This is a genomic window from Pseudomonas sp. FP1762 (genome assembly GCF_030687105.1).
Taxonomy (GTDB): Bacteria; Pseudomonadota; Gammaproteobacteria; order Pseudomonadales; family Pseudomonadaceae; genus Aquipseudomonas; species Aquipseudomonas siliginis.
The window spans coordinates 240,818-258,056 of record NZ_CP117458.1 but is presented as its reverse complement, the minus strand read 5'-3'; the positions used below and the strand labels follow the sequence as shown (position 1 = coordinate 258,056).

Annotated in this window: 15 protein-coding genes; 13 read left to right on the top strand and 2 right to left on the bottom strand. The window is 59.1% G+C overall.

The window, feature by feature from the left end:
- Positions 1–136: 136 nt before the first annotated feature.
- Entirely contained in the window at positions 137–1,063 is a 927-nt protein-coding gene (epsC, locus tag PSH90_RS01090; protein ID WP_024011175.1) for a serine O-acetyltransferase EpsC, read from the bottom strand.
- A gap of 190 nt (positions 1,064–1,253) precedes the next feature.
- Here epsC and PSH90_RS01085 point away from each other — a divergent pair, with 190 nt between their 5' ends.
- The 11 genes from PSH90_RS01085 to PSH90_RS01035 all read left to right on the top strand — a co-directional run bounded on the left by PSH90_RS01085 (position 1,254) and on the right by PSH90_RS01035 (position 12,716).
- The gene (locus PSH90_RS01085; protein WP_305381974.1) at positions 1,254–2,246 is read left to right on the top strand and encodes a D-cysteine desulfhydrase; all 993 of its coding nucleotides are present in this window, start codon (positions 1,254–1,256) and stop codon (positions 2,244–2,246) included.
- Between the two features lie 243 nt (positions 2,247–2,489).
- On the top strand, positions 2,490–3,290 hold the full coding sequence (gene tcyJ / locus PSH90_RS01080) for a cystine ABC transporter substrate-binding protein (RefSeq protein ID WP_305381972.1): 801 nt from the start codon (positions 2,490–2,492) through the stop codon (positions 3,288–3,290).
- Positions 3,290–3,955, top strand: coding sequence for a cystine ABC transporter permease (gene tcyL, locus PSH90_RS01075; protein WP_305381971.1), 666 nt, complete (start codon positions 3,290–3,292; stop codon positions 3,953–3,955). The genes tcyJ and tcyL overlap by 1 nt, the downstream gene beginning before the upstream one ends.
- Positions 3,956–3,959: 4 nt before the next feature.
- A complete protein-coding gene (gene tcyN, locus PSH90_RS01070) occupies positions 3,960–4,709 on the top strand; it encodes an L-cystine ABC transporter ATP-binding protein TcyN (protein ID WP_041477470.1) in 750 nt (249 codons plus the stop codon).
- A gap of 462 nt (positions 4,710–5,171) precedes the next feature.
- Positions 5,172–5,936 (top strand): hypothetical protein, encoded by a 765-nt coding sequence (locus PSH90_RS01065; RefSeq protein WP_236168232.1) that lies wholly within the window; start codon positions 5,172–5,174, stop codon positions 5,934–5,936.
- A 265-nt stretch (positions 5,937–6,201) separates the two neighbouring features.
- A complete protein-coding gene (locus PSH90_RS01060; RefSeq protein ID WP_305381970.1) occupies positions 6,202–7,443 on the top strand; it encodes an SfnB family sulfur acquisition oxidoreductase in 1,242 nt (413 codons plus the stop codon).
- 27 nt (positions 7,444–7,470) lie between these two features.
- Entirely contained in the window at positions 7,471–8,664 is a 1,194-nt protein-coding gene (locus PSH90_RS01055) for an SfnB family sulfur acquisition oxidoreductase (protein ID WP_305381968.1), read from the top strand.
- A complete protein-coding gene (locus tag PSH90_RS01050) occupies positions 8,664–10,022 on the top strand; it encodes an LLM class flavin-dependent oxidoreductase (protein ID WP_305381967.1) in 1,359 nt (452 codons plus the stop codon). The genes PSH90_RS01055 and PSH90_RS01050 overlap by 1 nt, the downstream gene beginning before the upstream one ends.
- Before the next feature lie 126 nt (positions 10,023–10,148).
- Positions 10,149–10,958, top strand: a complete 810-nt coding sequence (locus PSH90_RS01045) for a MetQ/NlpA family ABC transporter substrate-binding protein (protein ID WP_236168236.1) — start codon at positions 10,149–10,151, stop codon at positions 10,956–10,958.
- 2 nt (positions 10,959–10,960) lie between these two features.
- Positions 10,961–12,082, top strand: a complete 1,122-nt coding sequence (locus PSH90_RS01040; protein WP_305381965.1) for a methionine ABC transporter ATP-binding protein — start codon at positions 10,961–10,963, stop codon at positions 12,080–12,082.
- Positions 12,072–12,716 (top strand): methionine ABC transporter permease, encoded by a 645-nt coding sequence (locus PSH90_RS01035; RefSeq protein WP_150741789.1) that lies wholly within the window; start codon positions 12,072–12,074, stop codon positions 12,714–12,716. Before PSH90_RS01040 ends, PSH90_RS01035 begins: the two co-directional genes overlap by 11 nt.
- 77 nt (positions 12,717–12,793) lie before the next feature.
- Here the strand turns inward: PSH90_RS01035 and PSH90_RS01030 are convergent, their stop codons facing one another.
- Complete coding sequence (locus PSH90_RS01030; RefSeq protein WP_305381963.1) at positions 12,794–15,601, bottom strand: RHS repeat domain-containing protein; 2,808 nt, start codon at positions 15,599–15,601, stop codon at positions 12,794–12,796.
- A gap of 457 nt (positions 15,602–16,058) precedes the next feature.
- Between PSH90_RS01030 and PSH90_RS01025 the strand changes: the two genes are divergently transcribed.
- The gene (locus PSH90_RS01025; protein ID WP_041477463.1) at positions 16,059–16,415 is read left to right on the top strand and encodes a hypothetical protein; all 357 of its coding nucleotides are present in this window, start codon (positions 16,059–16,061) and stop codon (positions 16,413–16,415) included.
- A 105-nt stretch (positions 16,416–16,520) separates the two neighbouring features.
- Positions 16,521–17,150 (top strand): bifunctional 2-polyprenyl-6-hydroxyphenol methylase/3-demethylubiquinol 3-O-methyltransferase UbiG, encoded by a 630-nt coding sequence (locus PSH90_RS01020; protein WP_056787053.1) that lies wholly within the window; start codon positions 16,521–16,523, stop codon positions 17,148–17,150.
- Positions 17,151–17,239: the final 89 nt, after the last annotated feature.

Sequence of the window (17,239 nt, the reverse complement as noted above, 5' to 3'; positions counted from 1 at the left end):
GTGCGCCAACCTGAGGAAACCGTGCCGAATCCATAATCGACCCGGTATTTCAGGTCGATGTATGACGCAAAACACCTCGGTCGGCCCCCTCTCCCTCCGGGAGAGGGCTGGGGTGAGGGGAAAAGGATTCCACGGCCTACTTCTGCGTCCCGTCATCATGCTGCAGATTTGCCTGCGTCAGATTCGCCCCCGCCGGCACACTGCGCGTCAGCCAGACGTTGCCGCCAATGGTCGAGCCCTTGCCGATGGTGATCCGTCCGAGAATCGTCGCCCCGGCATAAATCACAACGTCATCCTCAACGATCGGATGGCGCGGGTGGCCCTTCTGCAATTGGCCATCCTCATCCGCCGGAAAGCGCTTGGCACCCAAAGTCACCGCCTGATAAATGCGCACCCGTTCGCCAATGATCGCGGTTTCGCCAATCACTACGCCTGTGCCGTGATCGATAAAGAAACTGCGGCCGATCTGCGCGCCCGGGTGGATATCGATGCCGGTCGCCGAGTGCGCGATCTCCGCGCTGATCCGCGCCAGCAACGGCAGCCCGGCGCGATACAGATGGTGCGCCAGGCGATGGTGAATCACCGCAAGAATGCCCGGATAGCACAGCAGCACTTCGTCAACGCTGCGTGCCGCCGGGTCGCCGTGATAAGCCGCCAGCACATCGGTGTCGAGCAGCGTGCGCAGGCCCGGCAAGGCCAAGGCGAAATCCTGCACGATCTGAATGGCGCGGGTCTCGACTTCACTGTCGTCCTGCGCGCTGTGGCGGGCAACGTAACGCAGCTCCAGGCGCGTCTGCGCCAGCAATGCATTGAGCGCTACATCAAGCGTGTGGCCGACGTAGAAGTCTTCACTTTCTTCACGCAGATCGACCGGCCCCAGACGCATCGGGAACAGCGCGCCACACAGCGCCTCAAGGATTTCCGCCATCGCCGCTCGCGATGGCAATTCGCGGCCGCCCTGCTCCCCTGAAGCCCGGCCATTCTGTGCGCGCCACTGATCCCGCGCGCTGCGCAGCTGGCTGACGATGGTCTGCAATTGCCAATGGCTGGAACGCTCGCTCACGGTAAAGACTCCTCACGGGCGGCCGGACTGTCTGGCCGCGTCAACGGCGCCTACTTTACGGCATGCCTTTGCCGACGAATTAAGAACCGATAGTGCTGGCCTCAGTCCATTTGGCTATAAGCGATTGGCGGTTGCCCGTGCAAAAACGCGTGCCTATAGTCCTTTCATTCTTCTGCGCCAGTACGGACCCATGATCAAACAACAGCTGCAACGCTTCCCCCGTCTCGAACTGCTGAGCCACCCTACTCCGCTGGAAAAACTCGAACGCCTGTCCACCTGGCTTGGTCGCGAGGTGTACATCAAGCGCGATGACCTGACGCCGCTGGCGATGGGCGGCAACAAGCTACGCAAACTCGAATACCTGGCCGCCGACGCGCTCGCGCAAGGTGCTGACACGCTGATCACGGCCGGTGCGTTGCAATCGAACCACGTGCGCCAGACCGCCGCGCTGGCCGCGAAACTCGGCCTCGGTTGTGTGGCGCTGCTGGAAAACCCGCTCGGCACTGATGATGGAAATTACACCGGCAACGGCAACCGCTTGCTGCTGGATCTGTTCGACACCAAAGTCGAGCTGGTCGACAACCTCGATAATGCCGACGAACAACTGGCCGCCCTGGCCGTGCGCCTGCGCAGCAACGGCAAGAAGCCGTATCTGGTGCCGATCGGCGGCTCCAACGCCCTTGGTGCTCTGGGTTATGTGCGCGCCGGGCTGGAACTGGCTGAGCAGATCAAGGACAGCGGCCTCGATTTCGCCGCTGTGGTGCTGGCTTCAGGCAGTGCCGGTACTCACAGTGGTCTCGGACTGGCGCTGAGTGAGGTGCTGCCGCAACTGCCGGTGATCGGCGTGACCGTTTCGCGCAGTGAAGAAGATCAGCGCCCGAAGGTTCAGGGTTTGGCCGAATGCACCGCTGAGCTGCTGGGCATCGAGTTGCCGGCCAGTTTCAAGGTCAAGCTGTGGGACGAATATTTCGGCCCGCGTTACGGCGAGCCGAATGCCGGTACTTTGGCGGCGGTGAAACTGTTGGCGGCTCAGGAAGGTCTGTTGCTTGACCCGGTGTACACCGGCAAGGCCATGGCCGGCCTGTTAGACGGGATTGGCCGGCAGCGATTCGATGACGGCCCGGTCATCTTCCTGCACACCGGGGGCGCGCCAGCGTTGTTTGCCTACAAGGATTTTCTGTAAGAGCAGATCAAGAGATGGTGATTGTTCCCCACGCAGAGCGTGGGAATGATCTTATGCAGAAAGTGAATATCAAAATTGATATTAAGTATTTTCAAGTCTAACGATCACATCTTATAGTCTCGCCGCAGGCGAATTTCGGGCGAGACGCTTAAGCTGCTTTAAGGCAGGATAGCGCTGTCGTCCAGATCACCAATTTGCCTACATTCCTTAAGCGTCTTCCATAAGAAAACACAGGGGCTTGTCATGAATTTTTCCGCACTACGTCGCACTCTGCTGGTCGGTTCGCTGGGTCTTGCGCTCAGCGCCGGCCTGATCGGTCAGGCAGTGGCCGGTGAGCAGTTGCAACAGATCAAGGACAAGGGCGTTCTGAACGTCGGCCTGGAAGGCACTTACCCACCGTTCAGCTATGTCGACGAGAACGGCAAGCTGTCGGGTTTTGAAGTGGAGCTGTCCGAAGCGCTGGCGCAAAAGCTCGGCGTCAAGGCCAAGATTCAGCCGACCAAATGGGACGGCATCCTCGCCGCACTGGAATCCAAGCGTCTGGATCTGGTGGTCAACCAAGTGACCATCTCCGACGAGCGCAAGAAGAAGTATGACTTCTCCGAACCGTACACCGTCTCCGGCATCCAGGCCCTCGTGCTGAAAAGCAAAGAGTCGGCGCTGAACATCAAGACTGCCGCTGACCTGTCCGGCAAGAAAGTCGGTGTCGGCCTGGGCACCAACTACGAGCAGTGGGTCCGCGCCAACGTGCCGGGTGCTGACGTGCGCACCTACGATGATGATCCGACCAAATTCGCCGACCTCAACAACGAGCGTACCGATGCCATCCTGATCGACCGTCTGGCTGCCCTTGAATACGCCAAGAAAGCCCCGAAAACCGTAGCTGCCGGTGAGGCCTTCTCGCGTCAGGAATCCGGTATCGCGCTGCGCAAAGGCGAGCCTGAACTGCTGGCTGCGGTGAACAAGGCGCTCGACGAACTGCGTGCTGACGGCACTCTCGAGAAACTGTCGAAGAAATACTTCAACGCAGACGTCACTAAATAATGGAAGGGGCTTTCCAACTCGCGCTGGATTCCGCGCCCTTTCTGTTGAAGGGCGCGTACTACACGGTAGTCCTCAGCCTCGGCGGGATGTTCTTCGGTCTGCTGCTGGGCTTCGGCCTCGCGCTGATGCGCCTGTCGCGCTTCAAATCGGTCAGCTGGCTGGCCCGCATCTACGTGTCGTTCTTTCGCGGCACGCCGTTGCTGGTGCAGCTGTTCGTGATCTATTACGGCTTGCCGCAACTGGGCATGGAGCTTGATCCGCTGCCGGCAGCGCTGATCGGTTTCTCGCTGAACATGGCCGCCTACGCCTGTGAAATCCTGCGTGCCGCGATCGGTTCGATCGAACGCGGTCAGTGGGAAGCTGCTGCGAGTATCGGCATGACCCGCGCGCAGACCCTGCGCCGGGCCATCCTGCCGCAAGCGATGCGCACGGCATTACCGCCGCTGGGCAACAGCTTCATTTCGCTGGTCAAGGACACGGCGCTGGCCGCGACCATTCAGGTGCCGGAGCTGTTCCGTCAGGCGCAGCTGATTACCGCCCGGACTTTTGAAGTCTTCACCATGTATCTTGCCGCCGCGCTGATCTACTGGATTCTGGCCACGGTGCTTTCGCACTTGCAGAACAAGTTGGAAGAGCGGGTCAATCGGCACGACCAGGAGTCCTGACGCGATGATTGTCGTGGAAAAACTGACCAAGCAATTCAAGGGACAGGTCGTGCTCAACGGCATCGACCTTGAGGTAAAGGAAGGCGAAGTCGTCGCGATCATCGGTCCCAGTGGTTCGGGGAAAACGACGTTCCTGCGCTGCCTGAATTTCCTCGAAGAACCCACCAGCGGCCGGATCAAGGTCGGCGATATCGAAATCGATACCAGCCGCCCGCTGAACCAGCAGCAAAGCCTGGTGCGCAACCTGCGCCAGCACGTCGGCTTCGTGTTCCAGAACTTCAACCTGTTCCCCCATCGCACCGCTTTGGAAAACGTCATCGAAGGCCCGATCGTGGTCAAGAAGATGCCGCGCGACCAGGCAGTTGCTCTGGGTAAAAAGCTGCTGACCAAAGTGGGGCTTGCCGGCAAGGAGGACGCGTATCCGCGCCGGCTTTCCGGTGGCCAGCAACAGCGCGTGGCAATTGCCCGGGCGCTGGCGATGGAGCCGGAAGTCATTCTGTTCGACGAACCGACCTCCGCCCTCGACCCGGAACTGGTCGGCGAAGTGCTGGCGACCATCCGCGGTCTTGCCGAAGAAAATCGCACCATGGTGATTGTCACCCATGAAATGGGTTTTGCCCGTGACGTGGCCAATCGCGTGGTGTTTTTCGACAAGGGCGTAATTGTTGAACAAGGTGAAGCCAAGGCACTGTTTGCCAACCCGAAAGAAGAACGCACCCAACAGTTTCTCAGCAAGTTTCTGAATCACGCCTGAGAACTTTCTCTGCCACAGCCCTCAACTTCCACGGACGGAAGTTATCCCTCCCCCGGCACTTCATTCTTCTAAATATTTATTAATTGTGCGCGCAGATATACATTGCGCAACGATGACGCACGTTCTCGATTCGTCATATTTCCACACGTTTCCCGGTGAACGAACCCGCACAAAACGCCGCGAAACCGCTGTTTATCTGTAGCTGATTTCGCGCTTACGCCTAGGCTTAGTGCCTCGATGACGTAGGAGCTTTCTGATTAACTTGTAATTTACGCATTAACTAATCCCCTCTATTGACACCCCTCTCCGCAGACTTTTATCTAGTCGGCAACCGGCGCCCATTAGTTCAAACAACCCGCACTAATACCGAGCAAATACTTGTCGCTTTTATTGCCAGTTGATTCGCGCCTTTTTTGTTTTCCAGAAACGGATTTCGCTGCAAGACTTCAAGGAGAGAAACCGATGACCCGCACTTCGCACACACCCGAACTTGCAGCGCCAACGCTGGCATGCGCACAAAAAACCGGCATCAACCTGGCAACGGCAGCTCACCTGCTCATCGACGTGCCGCCCTACTGCGGCATGGACGATGGCGATCTGATCGAACTGTTCTGGAACAAATGTTATGTCGCTTCGAAAGTCCTCAGCGCGGCCGATGTGGGCGAGTCGGTCAGCCTGCGGGTGCCGGAGAGTTTCATTGCCAATGGCACCGCGCGCATTCACTACCGCGTGATGCAGGTCGGCCAGGGCCCCGCGCTTTCGGCAACGACGCGGATACAGGTCAAACTCGATTGCCCGGGTGGCCAGCCCGCTGCGCACTGCGAAGATGAAAACCAGCAACTGGCACCGGTGATCATCCCCGAAGCGATTCGCCGCCAGGGCGTCAACCCCAGCCAGATCAAACGCGGCGTGCCGCTGACTATCGAGCCTTATCTGAACATGGCCGAAGACGACGCCATCACATTGCGCTGGGGTGATGTGCGCATGGATCTGGCGGCGCTCACTGCGGCCGACGTCGGGCTGCCGATTCAGGTCTGGGTGCCACCGGCGGTCATTGTCGAAGCGGGCGAAGACCTGCGACTGGACGTGACCTACTGCATCCTCGACCGGGTCGGTAACAACTCGCGCTGGGCACCGCCGCGCACGTTGAAAATCGGTTGCGTGAATCCGTACGTGAAAGTCCCGCTGAAGCCCGAATTCAAGGCTGCTGAATCACGTACCAAGTGAGACCTGCTCAGGGGTGGGAGGTCAGTTATCTCTCACCTGAACCTCGTTAACCAACACGAACATTCCACCCTTATATGTATATTCCTAAAAGTTAGTTTATTTAATTTTTATACACGCTTAGGGTATATGCACCGGACCACCGGACATTCTTTCAATCGCCGCCCTTCGCGGCGTTTTTCATGAAATGTGAGGTAGGTATGGTCCGGAACACAATCACCCCAGTGCAGATCGCCAGGGCATTGCGTGCAGCCAGGGAGCGGCACTGATGTCCAGTCTGGCAGATGCGAATCTGCAGTCCGATCTGGACATCGCCCCACTGTTGTTGCCCGCGCAAGTACTGCGCAACGACGCTCAAGCCATCAAGGCCGCCCACGAGCTGGCGCAAGCCGCCCGTGTGCAAGCGGCCAAACGTGACCGTCAGCGCAAGCTGCCGTGGTCGGAAATCGAACAGTTCACCCGCAGCGGTCTGGGCAGCATTGCCATCCCGCGCGAATACGGTGGCCCGCAGGTTTCCTTCGTCACATTGGCCGAAGTATTCGCGATCATTTCTGCCGCCGACCCGGCGCTCGGACAGATCCCGCAGAACCAGTTCGGCATCATCCATCTGGTGCTCGGCACCGCCACCCAAGCGCAGAAAAAGCAGCTGTTCCAGAGTGTTCTGGAAGGCTGGCGCATCGGCAATGCCGGCCCGGAACGCGGCACCAAAAACACCTTGGAACTGAAGGCGCGGATCACCGCTGACGGCGACGACTACGTGATCAACGGCCAGAAGTTCTACTCCACCGGCGCCCTGTTCGCCCACTGGGTCGCGGTGAAAGCGCTCAACGATGACGGCAAGCAAGTGCTGGCCTTCGTCCGTCGCGGCACGCCAGGTTTGCGCATCGTCGATGACTGGTCGGGTTTCGGCCAGCGCACCACCGCCAGCGGCACGATTCTGCTGAACAACGTGCGCGTCGAGTCGAGCCTGGTCATCGACAACTGGAAGATCAACGACAAGCCGAACACCCAAGGCGCGGTGTCGCAGCTGATTCAAGCGGCCATCGACGCTGGCATCGCCCGTGGCGCCATCGACGACGCCATCGACTTCGTCAAAACCCGCGCGCGGCCATGGATCGACGCCAAGGTCGAGCGCGCCAGCGATGACCTCTACGTGATCGCCGATATCGGCAAACTGAAAATCGAACTGCACGCCGCCGAAGCGCTGCTGCGCAAGGCCGGCAAAGTGCTCGATGAAGTCCACGCCGCGCCGCTGACTGCCGAATCCGCCGCACGCGCTTCGATCGCCGTGGCTGAAGCAAAAGTACTGACCACCGAGATCTCGCTGCTGGCCAGCGAAAAGCTCTTCGAACTGGCGGGCAGCCGCGCGACCCTCGCCGAATTCAATCTCGACCGCCACTGGCGCAACGCCCGCGTGCACACCCTGCACGACCCGGTGCGCTGGAAATATCACGCGGTCGGCGCCTATCGCCTGAACGGCACTTTGCCGGCTCGCCATTCCTGGATCTGAGACGACCAGTCATCTGGAGAACCCCCTATGACGCTTTCCCATCACGTCGCGCTCATCACCAGCGATGAGCAAGCCCTGATCGTCGCCAGCGACCTGTCCGAAGATTTCAAACGCGACAGCGCGATCCGCGACCGCGAACGCCGCCTGCCATTGGCCGAGCTGGAAGTGTTTTCCCGCTCCGGCCTGTGGGGCATCAGCGTGCCGAAAGAATATGGCGGCGCGGGCGTATCCAACGTCACCCTGGCCAAAGTCATCGCACTCATCGCTCAGGCCGACGGTTCGCTCGGGCAGATTCCGCAGAACCATTTCTACGCACTGGAAGTGCTGCGCGTGAATGGCAGCGATGAACAGAAACAGCGTCTGTACGCCGAGGTCCTCGCCGGCCAGCGCTTCGGCAATGCTCTGGCAGAACTCGGCACCAGAACCGCTCACGACCGCGTCACTAGTCTCAAACGCGACGGCGCTGGTTATCGCATCAACGGTCGCAAGTTCTACTCGACCGGGGCGATTTACGCGCAGCGCATTCCGACGTCGGTGGTCGATGAAAACGGCGTACAGCAACTGGCCTTCGTCCCGCGCGAGAGCAAGGGCCTGACGGTGATCGACGACTGGAGCGGCTTCGGCCAGCGCACCACTGGCAGCGGCTCGGTGGTGTTCGAAGATGTCTATGTAGCGGCCGAAGATGTGCTGCCGTTCCAGAGCGCTTTCGAGCGCCCGACCACGGTCGGCCCGCTGGCGCAGATTCTCCACGCCGCCATCGACACCGGCATTGCCCGCGCTGCTTACGAAGATGCCTTGCATTTCGTGCGCAGCAAAACCCGTCCGTGGATCGATTCCGGCAACGACAAGGCCACCGAAGATCCGCTGACATTGAAGAGCTTCGGCCACTTGAGCATTCGGCTGCACGCCACCGAAGCCTTGCTCGAACGCGCGGGCGAAATCCTCGATGCCGCGCAAGCCGAAACCAACGCCGAAACCGTAGCCGCCGCATCGATCGCGGTTGCCGAAGCGCGGGCGATCAGCACGGAAATTTCCCTCGCCGCCGGCAGCACCCTGTTCGAACTGGCCGGCAGCCAGGCGACGCTGAGTGAACACGGCCTCGACCGGCACTGGCGCAACGCCCGAGTGCATACCCTGCATGACCCAGTGCGCTGGAAATATCACGCAGTTGGCAATTATTACCTCAACGACGAAAACCCTCCGCTGCGAGGGACGATCTGATGAGCGCTGCGAAAAAGAAAATTCTGCTCAACGCGTTCAACATGAACTGCATCGGCCATATCAATCACGGCCTGTGGACGCATCCGCGCGACACTTCGACCCGCTACAACACGATCGAATACTGGACCGAACTGGCGCAGTTGCTTGAGCGTGGATTGTTCGATGGTTTGTTCATCGCTGACATCGTCGGCGTCTACGACGTCTACCAGAACTCGGTGGACGTCACGCTGAAAGAGTCGATCCAGTTGCCGGTCAACGATCCGCTGCTACTGGTTTCAGCGATGGCAGCCGTCACCAGAAACCTCGGCTTCGGCCTGACCGCCAATCTCACTTACGAGCCGCCATATTTGTTCGCCCGACGCATGTCGACGCTCGATCATTTGAGTCGCGGCCGGGTCGGCTGGAACATCGTCACCGGTTACCTGGACAGCGCCGCCAAAGCCATGGGCCTGCGCGAACAGGTCGAACATGACCGCCGCTACGACCAGGCCGAAGAGTATCTGCAGGTGTTGTACAAGCTCTGGGAAGGCAGTTGGGAGAACGGCGCGGTGCTCAACGACCGCGAGGAGCGTATCTACGCCAATCCGGAAAAAGTGCACAAGGTCGAGCACAAGGGCGAGTTCTATCAGGTCGAGGGTTATCACCTCTGCGAGCCGTCACCGCAGCGCACGCCGGTATTGTTCCAAGCCGGCAGCTCCGATCGCGGCTTGCTCTTCGCCGGGCGTCATGCCGAGTGCGTATTCATCAGCGGCCAGAACAAACCATCGACCAAAGTGCAGGTCGACAAGGTCCGTGCCAGCGCGGTCGAAGCCGGGCGCAATCCTCAAGACATCAAGGTGTTCATGGGCCTCAATGTGATCGTCGGCGCCACCGAAGAAGCGGCGTGGGCCAAGCATGCCGAGTATCAGAGCTACGCCAGCGCCGAGGCCGGCGTGGCGCATTTTTCCGCGTCCACCGGCATCGACTTTGCCCAGTACGACATCGACGAGCCGATCCAGTACGTGAAAAGCAACGCCATTCAATCGGCGACGAAAAATCTGCAGAACAACGACTGGACCCGGCGCAAATTGCTCGACCAGCACGCCCTCGGTGGTCGTTACATCACCGTGGTCGGCTCGCCCGAGCAGGTGGCGGATGAACTCGAATCGTGGATCGCCGAGACCGGTCTGGACGGCTTCAACCTGACCCGCATCGTCACCCCGGAAAGCTATGTCGATTTCATCGAACTGGTGATTCCCGAGCTGCAGCGGCGCGGCTCGTACAAGACTGCGTATGAGGGCGGGACCTTACGCGAGAAGTTGTTTCACGGTGAGGCGCAGTTGCCTGAGCAACATGCCGGCTCTTCGTACCGACGCTAAAAGCATCGCTGGCAAGCCAGCTCCCACAAGGGTCTGCGGCGCACACAAAACCTGTGGGAGCTGGCTTGCCAGCGATGAGGCCACAACAGGCACCACAAATCTTATGCACTGACTGGAAAACTCATCATGACCAAGAAAACCCTGTCCCACCCAGTCAAAGCACTGGCTCTGGCCTTCGGCCTGTTCAGCTCGGCGGTATTCGCTGCGGATGCGCCGCTGAAAATCGGCACCACCGCCGCTTTTGCCATCCCGCTGGAAGCCGCCGTCGAGGAAGCCTCCAAACAAGGCCTGAAAGTCGAACTGGTGGAATTCACCGACTGGATCGCGCCCAACGTCAGCCTCGCCGCTGGCGACATCGATGTGAATTACTTCCAGCACATTCCGTTCCTGGAAAACGCCAAAGCCGCGTCCGGTTTCGATCTGGTGCCATTCGCTCCTGGGATCATTAACAACGTCGGTCTGTATTCGAAGCGATACAAAAGCTTCGATGAGCTGCCCGAAGGCGCCAGCGTCGCCATCGCCAACGACCCGATCAACAGCGGACGCGGTTTGCAATTGCTCGCCAAGGCCGGGTTGATCAGCCTGAAACCGGGCGTCGGCTACAAAGCCACCGAAGACGACATCGTCGCCAATCCGAAGAAGATCAGGATTCTTCAGGTCGAAGCCGTGCAACTGGTGCGCGCGTACGACGACGCCGACCTGGTCCAGGGTTATCCAGCCTATATCCGCTTGGCGAAGACCTTCGATGCCGGCTCGGCACTGCTGTTCGACGGTCTCGATCACAAGGAATACGTGATCCAGTTCGTCATCCAGCCGAAGAGCAAAACCGACCCGCGCCTGATCAAGTTCGTCGACATCTATCAGCATTCGCCGGCCGTTCGCGCGGCACTGGACAAGGCCCACGGCAAGCTCTATCAGGCCGGCTGGGAAAGCTGAACATGACCGCAGCGATCCAACGGCGACTGGAGCTTCCAGAGCCACACAATGCTGAAAAAACCGAGCTGCACCCCGAGTTGAATCGCGCCCACGTACGCTTTATTGGCGTGGGCAAAACCTACAACGGCCGGCAAGGACCGGTCGCGGCCTTGCAGGGCATCGACCTGGCGATTCAGCGTGGTGAAGTGTTCGGCATCATCGGCCGCAGCGGCGCCGGCAAGTCGTCGCTGATTCGCACGATCAATCGTCTCGAACAGCCGACTTCAGGACGCGTGCTGATCGATCAGGTCGATATCGGCGAGTTCGATGAAGACCGCCTCGTCGCTCTGCGCCGGCGTATCGGCATGATCTTCCAGCACTTCAATCTGATGTCGGCCAAGACCGTCTGGCAGAACGTCGAGTTGCCACTGAAAGTCGCCGGCGTGCCGAAGGAACAGCGCGACAACAAGGTGCGCGAACTGCTCGAACTGGTCGGCCTGCAAAGCAAGCACAAGGCCTACCCGGCACAACTCTCCGGCGGGCAGAAGCAGCGTGTCGGCATCGCCCGCGCGCTGGTGCATGACCCGGACATTCTGCTCTGCGATGAAGCGACATCGGCACTCGATCCGGAGACCACGCAGTCGATCCTCGGCCTGTTGCGCGAGATCAACAAACGCCTCGGCCTGACCATTGTGCTGATCACTCACGAAATGGCAGTGATCCGCGACATCTGCGATCGCGTCGTCGTGCTTGAGCATGGCCATGCGGTCGAGCAAGGGCCGGTGTGGCAAGTGTTCGGCAATCCGCAACACGAGGTCAGCCAGACCTTGCTCGCGCCGCTGCAACACGCCTTGCCGGAAGAACTGCAAAGCCGATTGCAGGCGCAATCCACGGCTTCTGATGCAGCGGTGGTGTTGCGTTTGCAGTTCACCGGCAGTGCCGCTGATGAGCCGGATCTGGCTGCATTATTTGCGGCGTTGGGTGGCCAAGTGAAGCTGCTTCAGGGCGGCGTGGAAAGGATTCAGGGTCACGCGCTGGGGCAGCTGTTGCTGGCCGTCAGCGGCTCGGCGTTCAGCGCCGAACAATTGCGCGAACGCGCCGGGCAATGGGCGCAACGAGTGGAGGTATTGGGCTATGTGGTTTGATCGCTTGCTGCAGGGTTTTATCGACACCTTCCTGATGGTTGGCGTGTCGTCGTTGATCGCGCTGCTGGCGGGGATTCCCATGGCGGTGATTCTGGTCACCAGTGACAAGGGCGGGATCTATGAGGCGCCGCTGTTGAACCGTGCGCTGGGCGCCTTGGTCAATCTGTTCCGCTCGATCCCGTTCCTGATTCTGATGGTTGCGCTGATTCCGTTTACCCGCCTGATCGTCGGCACCACCTATGGCGTGTGGGCCGCTGTGGTACCGCTGACAATCGCCGCAACGCCCTTCTTCGCGCGGATCGCCGAAGTGAGTCTGCGCGAGGTCGATCATGGTCTGATCGAAGCCGCGCAGGCCATGGGTTGCCGGCGCTGGCATATCGTCTGGCATGTGCTGCTGCCCGAGGCGCTGCCGGGGATTGTCGGCGGTTTCACCATCACCCTGGTGACGATGATCAATTCGTCGGCCATGGCTGGGGCAATTGGTGCTGGTGGGCTGGGGGATATCGCTTACCGCTACGGTTATCAGCGCTTCGACAGCCAGATCATGTTGACGGTGATTGTCTTGCTGGTGGCGTTGGTGGCGGTGATTCAGTTGGGTGGGGATCGGTTGGCTCGGGGGTTGAATAAGCGGTGAAGCAGACTCTTTGCTTCCGATGGCTGGGACGCCAGCGCCCACCATCGGATGCGAACTGGTGGCGCTACTGTGAGTGTTCACCCGACATAACCTGGAGTAATCGAATTTTTTTTCAGAAAAGCCCGGGTATTTCCCTGATCAAGCGTGTTTTCCATGTTTTCTCTTGTCTGAAAAATCAGACTCGTCATGTCTTTCCACTTCACGCTGTTATGAGATTGCCACTCCACATACTCATCAGGCGAAGCCAGATCCGTTTCGACACCCGACATAATCCTTGTCAATACTTGCCACGTTTTGGATTGCATTTGGTGAAACACTGGATACAGATTTCCAAATGAAGCCAGATTATTGATTGAAGGCTTCAGATCAAAGCTGTCGACTCCGGTCAACGTCATATATTTACGTGACTCATCTTTCAGATGGAAGGCAGCAGCCCCATAGGCTGAAGCGCCACCCGCGCTGGCCAGACCGGCAGAGAGTTTCAAAGCCCCATAAACAGGCCTGAAATCCCCATTGAATTTCGAATGATCTAGCGAGCCATACTCTTTTATTATTCTGGAAGGGGAATGAGCATAGTCAAACATGCCCATTTCGAAACCATCCCGGATCTCCGTTGCAAAACCCGGTTTAACCCCCTGATGCCACATATTCATGAGGCCATCACCTTCTAGATCAGGGATGTTTTGCGGATTGATATTGAAAGTCAGTTTCGCCCTGGATATGACATCAACAGCGGCTTCCAGCAATTCATCCGCAGCCACATCGCTCTGGATGCGCGCCAGCTTTTTAATTTTGCCAATGGCAGAACTCTTATCCGTGTCCTTTCTAGCCATGATGCTGGGGAGCAAATGCAATTTGAAATGGGCCCTGCGCGCATGTTCCGCGTCACTTTCGCCGCTCAAAACGCTACTCAAACCTCTGATCGTCCCCTGTTCATCAACGAAAATCAGCGGACTATTTCCTAGCATTGCGTAAAGATTGATTCCATCGATATCTCGGCCAGGATCGGGACTTGTCCAGCGTTGTAACCACGGCGCGTAATAACGATAGCCATAATAGTAAAGACCGGTCGCATCCCGCTCTTTGCCTGAGTAGCGAATCGTTTTGTTTTTCACCGCCAATGAATTCTTACCAGCCCAGCACGCCGTGCCACCAAACGGGTAATAGTGCTCCTGAGTCAAAATCCCCGCACCATCATCCAATTCCAGCGTGCTGGAACCAAGATGATCACTGAGGCTGTAACGCAGTTGGTCGCCTTCCACCCCGCTTGGCCAGTGCAGCAGTCGTACCCGATTGCGCCCGGTGTCGACATTGACGACATGTCGCTCGACACCATCGACTTCGCGATGAATCTCGAGCCCCGGCAGATAACGAACTTCTACCGTCAGCGTCTGACCGGACGCTTGGCTGACAGTCGTTTTACGCAACCGATGCCCCGGCTCGTCGTAGCCATAACACTCGTAGTCATCGCTTTCATCCGCACGCTGCACCAACACAACCCGGCTTAACTCATTGCGTACGTTCCAGTACATGGCCTGACCGCGTTGCAACTCCAACTGATTACCCGCCGCATCAAATCCCAGCGCTATCTCCGCTTCTCCGGGCAAGGAACCATCGTCGCGCTGCGCCAGGCTTCGGTTGCTGCGATGGGAGGTGTACATCGAAAAACCCGGCGCACCGCTATGCTGGCGAGTGATCAGGTTGCCCGCTGCGTCGTAGTCGAATTTCTGCGTGTAGTTGCGCCGTTGATTAGGATCCAGCGGCGTTGGCAGCAGCTCCGGCAAGGCCGGGCCATGACTGGGCTGGCTGACTTCCCAGCCGCTGGCCTCGACCAGTTGATAAAGGCTGTCGTAGCGATACCGACTGACCGGATCGATGCGCTGATTGTTGAGCCAGGACACGGCTTGAGTCTTGTCTTCCAGGCTGATGATGTTGCCCACCGGATCGTAGACGTAATTCAGATCCTGCAACGGAGGATGCGTGCCGACACTGGCGAGCAGTCTGAGCAACCGGCCGTCATCGCGGCTGTATTCGGCGCGGGCGATGACGCCGTTGCCGGCCGTTTCGCTTTCGATCTGACCCTGCGCGTTGTAGCGAATCGCGCTGACCAGGCACTTCGGCTGCCTGCCCTCGCCGGCCTGCAACAGCCAGGTCGCGCAAGCTTGCCCGGCGATGTTGTAATGCTGGGTCCGGAGGTTGCCTACCGCGTCGGTGTGATGCTGCAACTCGCCGGTTGGAGTGAAAGTCTGCCGGGTGACGTAGGTTGTTTCCTCGAGATAGTCATCCCGCCGGTCGGGTTCGAGCGGCCAGTCAGGCGTCTCGAGCTCGATCAAAAAGCGTCGCGACTCCACCACCACTGCGCCACCGAGGCCGTAGCCATCGAAATGCCGATTGCCGGCCGGGTCGTCGTGGCGGATTGGTCGACCGCACTGGTTGTGCAGCGCACGATCATCGGTGGCTTTTCCATAGATCCAGCGCTCGACCACGCGAGGCTGCCCGTCGTGCGCCTGCTCGGTGAGGGCTAGCGGTCGCAGCAGATCATCGTATTGGCGGTGACTCTGACTGCCCCGGGCATCCCAGCCAGAACACATCGAGCCCGCTTCATTCAACAGCCGCACCTGCCAACCGGCGTCGACGCTGTCTGCGAGTAGGTCTTGACCGCTCAATGCGTAGAGTGTGGCCAGATTCGGCTTGGGCGCAACGCCGTACAAACGCGGATCCCACGACGCTACCTGACGCCCCGCCTCATCAAAGATCTGCCGGGTGATGCGCGATTCGATGTCGGCTTTATCCGGGTGTCGGCAATAGGCAACGCTGCGAACCACCAGTGCGCGCGGGTCAATGACCGACAAGGTCGGAGTGGCGGTGTGATGGTGGGTATTCACGGCTACGCGAGTCCCTGATGTCTATACGCCGAGACTGAACCAGTTTTCTCCATCCCGATACTGTAAGAACTACCAGTTGCATTCAGGTTTGCGCACCCATGCGGTCATTCAGACAGGCTGGCGCGAGGACTGAATAAGCGCTAAGGTCGATGGCGGCAGGTGGCCATCAATCAGGCCCTTGTGATCGCGATATCTTAGGCAACGCCCTTCGCAAAAATCAGATGCTTCCTACACCACTTTTGTCGTTTCGCCAGCCCGAACCACGGGGGTTTGCAGGACGATTCCTAGAATATTTTGCCCGCTTGTACCCGAAATATCCTGTAGCTAATCTCCGGTCGTCACTGTTTTGCGGTGACTGGATTCAGTTGTCCGGCCGGCGACTGATCCGCGTGCAGCCGCCGTCCTGCTCGTTTAGTCGCGAAATGGTTGGCTCCCACTTGAAGTCAGGAGTTTACCCATGGAAAAAAATCTTGCCGATCCGCCACTCAGCCTTACCTCAAGCAAGCGGTTCACCGAGGATTTGCTCAAGGATCGCTCTGCACTGTGCCGCGCCGTCGACTCACATCTGGCCGGCAATCAGGTCACGTTGGCGGGACAGAAACGCGTCTACAGCATCAGCGAAGATGTGACGCTGGAGGACGCCCAACTGTATGTTGCCGATCTGCTGCGCTGCGCTTCGGTGACCGTCCATCAATGCGGTGACCAGCTCGGGGGCGCGGATCGGGCCATGGTGTTCTCGGTCTGGCATCTGCTGGAAATGGCCAAGGCGATGATGGACCGCTCGATCGATTGTCTGGGAGCGAAGCAGCACTGAAGCCTGGCACCCATTGCCGCCTGCACTGGCCCCAGCGCAGGCGGCGTTTTTTTGCCGGTGAAAAGGCTTATAGTCCGCCCTCACACCGCCAATACAGCATTGATCATGAAGCAAACGCCCAGCGACCTCGAACAGATCACCGCCACCACCCTTGGACACTACAACTCGGTGGCCGAGGATTTCCGTGAAGGCACGCGCGACCACGATGTCAGCCAGAATATCGAGGCCTTGCTGCGCCACATTCACGGTGAAGCACCCTTCACGATTCTCGATTTCGGCTGCGGGCCGGGGCGGGATTTGCAAACCTTCACGCGCATGGGCCACGTCGCGATCGGCCTTGATGGCTCACAGGAGTTCGCGCGCATGGCCCGCGAAGACAGCGGTTGCGAAGTCTGGCAGCAGGACTTTCTCAAGCTCGATCTACCCGCCGAGCGCTTCGACGGGATCTTCGCCAATGCCGTGCTGTTTCATGTGCCGTTGCAGGTGTTGCCGCAAGTGCTACGGCAACTGCACGGCACCTTGAAACCGGGTGGCGTGCTGTTCAGTTCCAATCCGCGTGGCGACAACCAAGAGGGCTGGAACGGGCCGCGCTACGGCTCGTATCACGATCTCGAGGCCTGGCGCGGGTTGCTGACGGCGGCGGGGTTTGTCGAGCTGGAGCATTATTACCGGCCTGCGGGCTTGCCGCGCGAACAGCAGCCGTGGCTGGCGAGCGTGTGGCGTCGAGTTGATTGAAGATCAAAAGATCGCAGCCTTCGGCAGCTCCTACGTTGGAATGCGTTTCCCTGTAGGCGCTGCCGAAGGCTGCGATCTTTTGCTTTTGC

Coding starts and splice junctions, on each gene's coding strand:
- tcyL (WP_305381971.1), top strand. CDS start 3,290: ATGGAAGGGGCTTTCCAACTCGCGCTGGATTCCGCGCCCTTTCTGTTG.
- tcyN (WP_041477470.1), top strand. CDS start 3,960: ATGATTGTCGTGGAAAAACTGACCAAGCAATTCAAGGGACAGGTCGTG.
- PSH90_RS01065 (WP_236168232.1), top strand. CDS start 5,172: ATGACCCGCACTTCGCACACACCCGAACTTGCAGCGCCAACGCTGGCA.
- PSH90_RS01055 (WP_305381968.1), top strand. CDS start 7,471: ATGACGCTTTCCCATCACGTCGCGCTCATCACCAGCGATGAGCAAGCC.
- PSH90_RS01045 (WP_236168236.1), top strand. CDS start 10,149: ATGACCAAGAAAACCCTGTCCCACCCAGTCAAAGCACTGGCTCTGGCC.
- PSH90_RS01060 (WP_305381970.1), top strand. CDS start 6,202: ATGTCCAGTCTGGCAGATGCGAATCTGCAGTCCGATCTGGACATCGCC.
- tcyJ (WP_305381972.1), top strand. CDS start 2,490: ATGAATTTTTCCGCACTACGTCGCACTCTGCTGGTCGGTTCGCTGGGT.
- PSH90_RS01050 (WP_305381967.1), top strand. CDS start 8,664: ATGAGCGCTGCGAAAAAGAAAATTCTGCTCAACGCGTTCAACATGAAC.
- PSH90_RS01025 (WP_041477463.1), top strand. CDS start 16,059: ATGGAAAAAAATCTTGCCGATCCGCCACTCAGCCTTACCTCAAGCAAG.
- PSH90_RS01040 (WP_305381965.1), top strand. CDS start 10,961: ATGACCGCAGCGATCCAACGGCGACTGGAGCTTCCAGAGCCACACAAT.
- PSH90_RS01085 (WP_305381974.1), top strand. CDS start 1,254: ATGATCAAACAACAGCTGCAACGCTTCCCCCGTCTCGAACTGCTGAGC.
- PSH90_RS01035 (WP_150741789.1), top strand. CDS start 12,072: ATGTGGTTTGATCGCTTGCTGCAGGGTTTTATCGACACCTTCCTGATG.
- PSH90_RS01020 (WP_056787053.1), top strand. CDS start 16,521: ATGAAGCAAACGCCCAGCGACCTCGAACAGATCACCGCCACCACCCTT.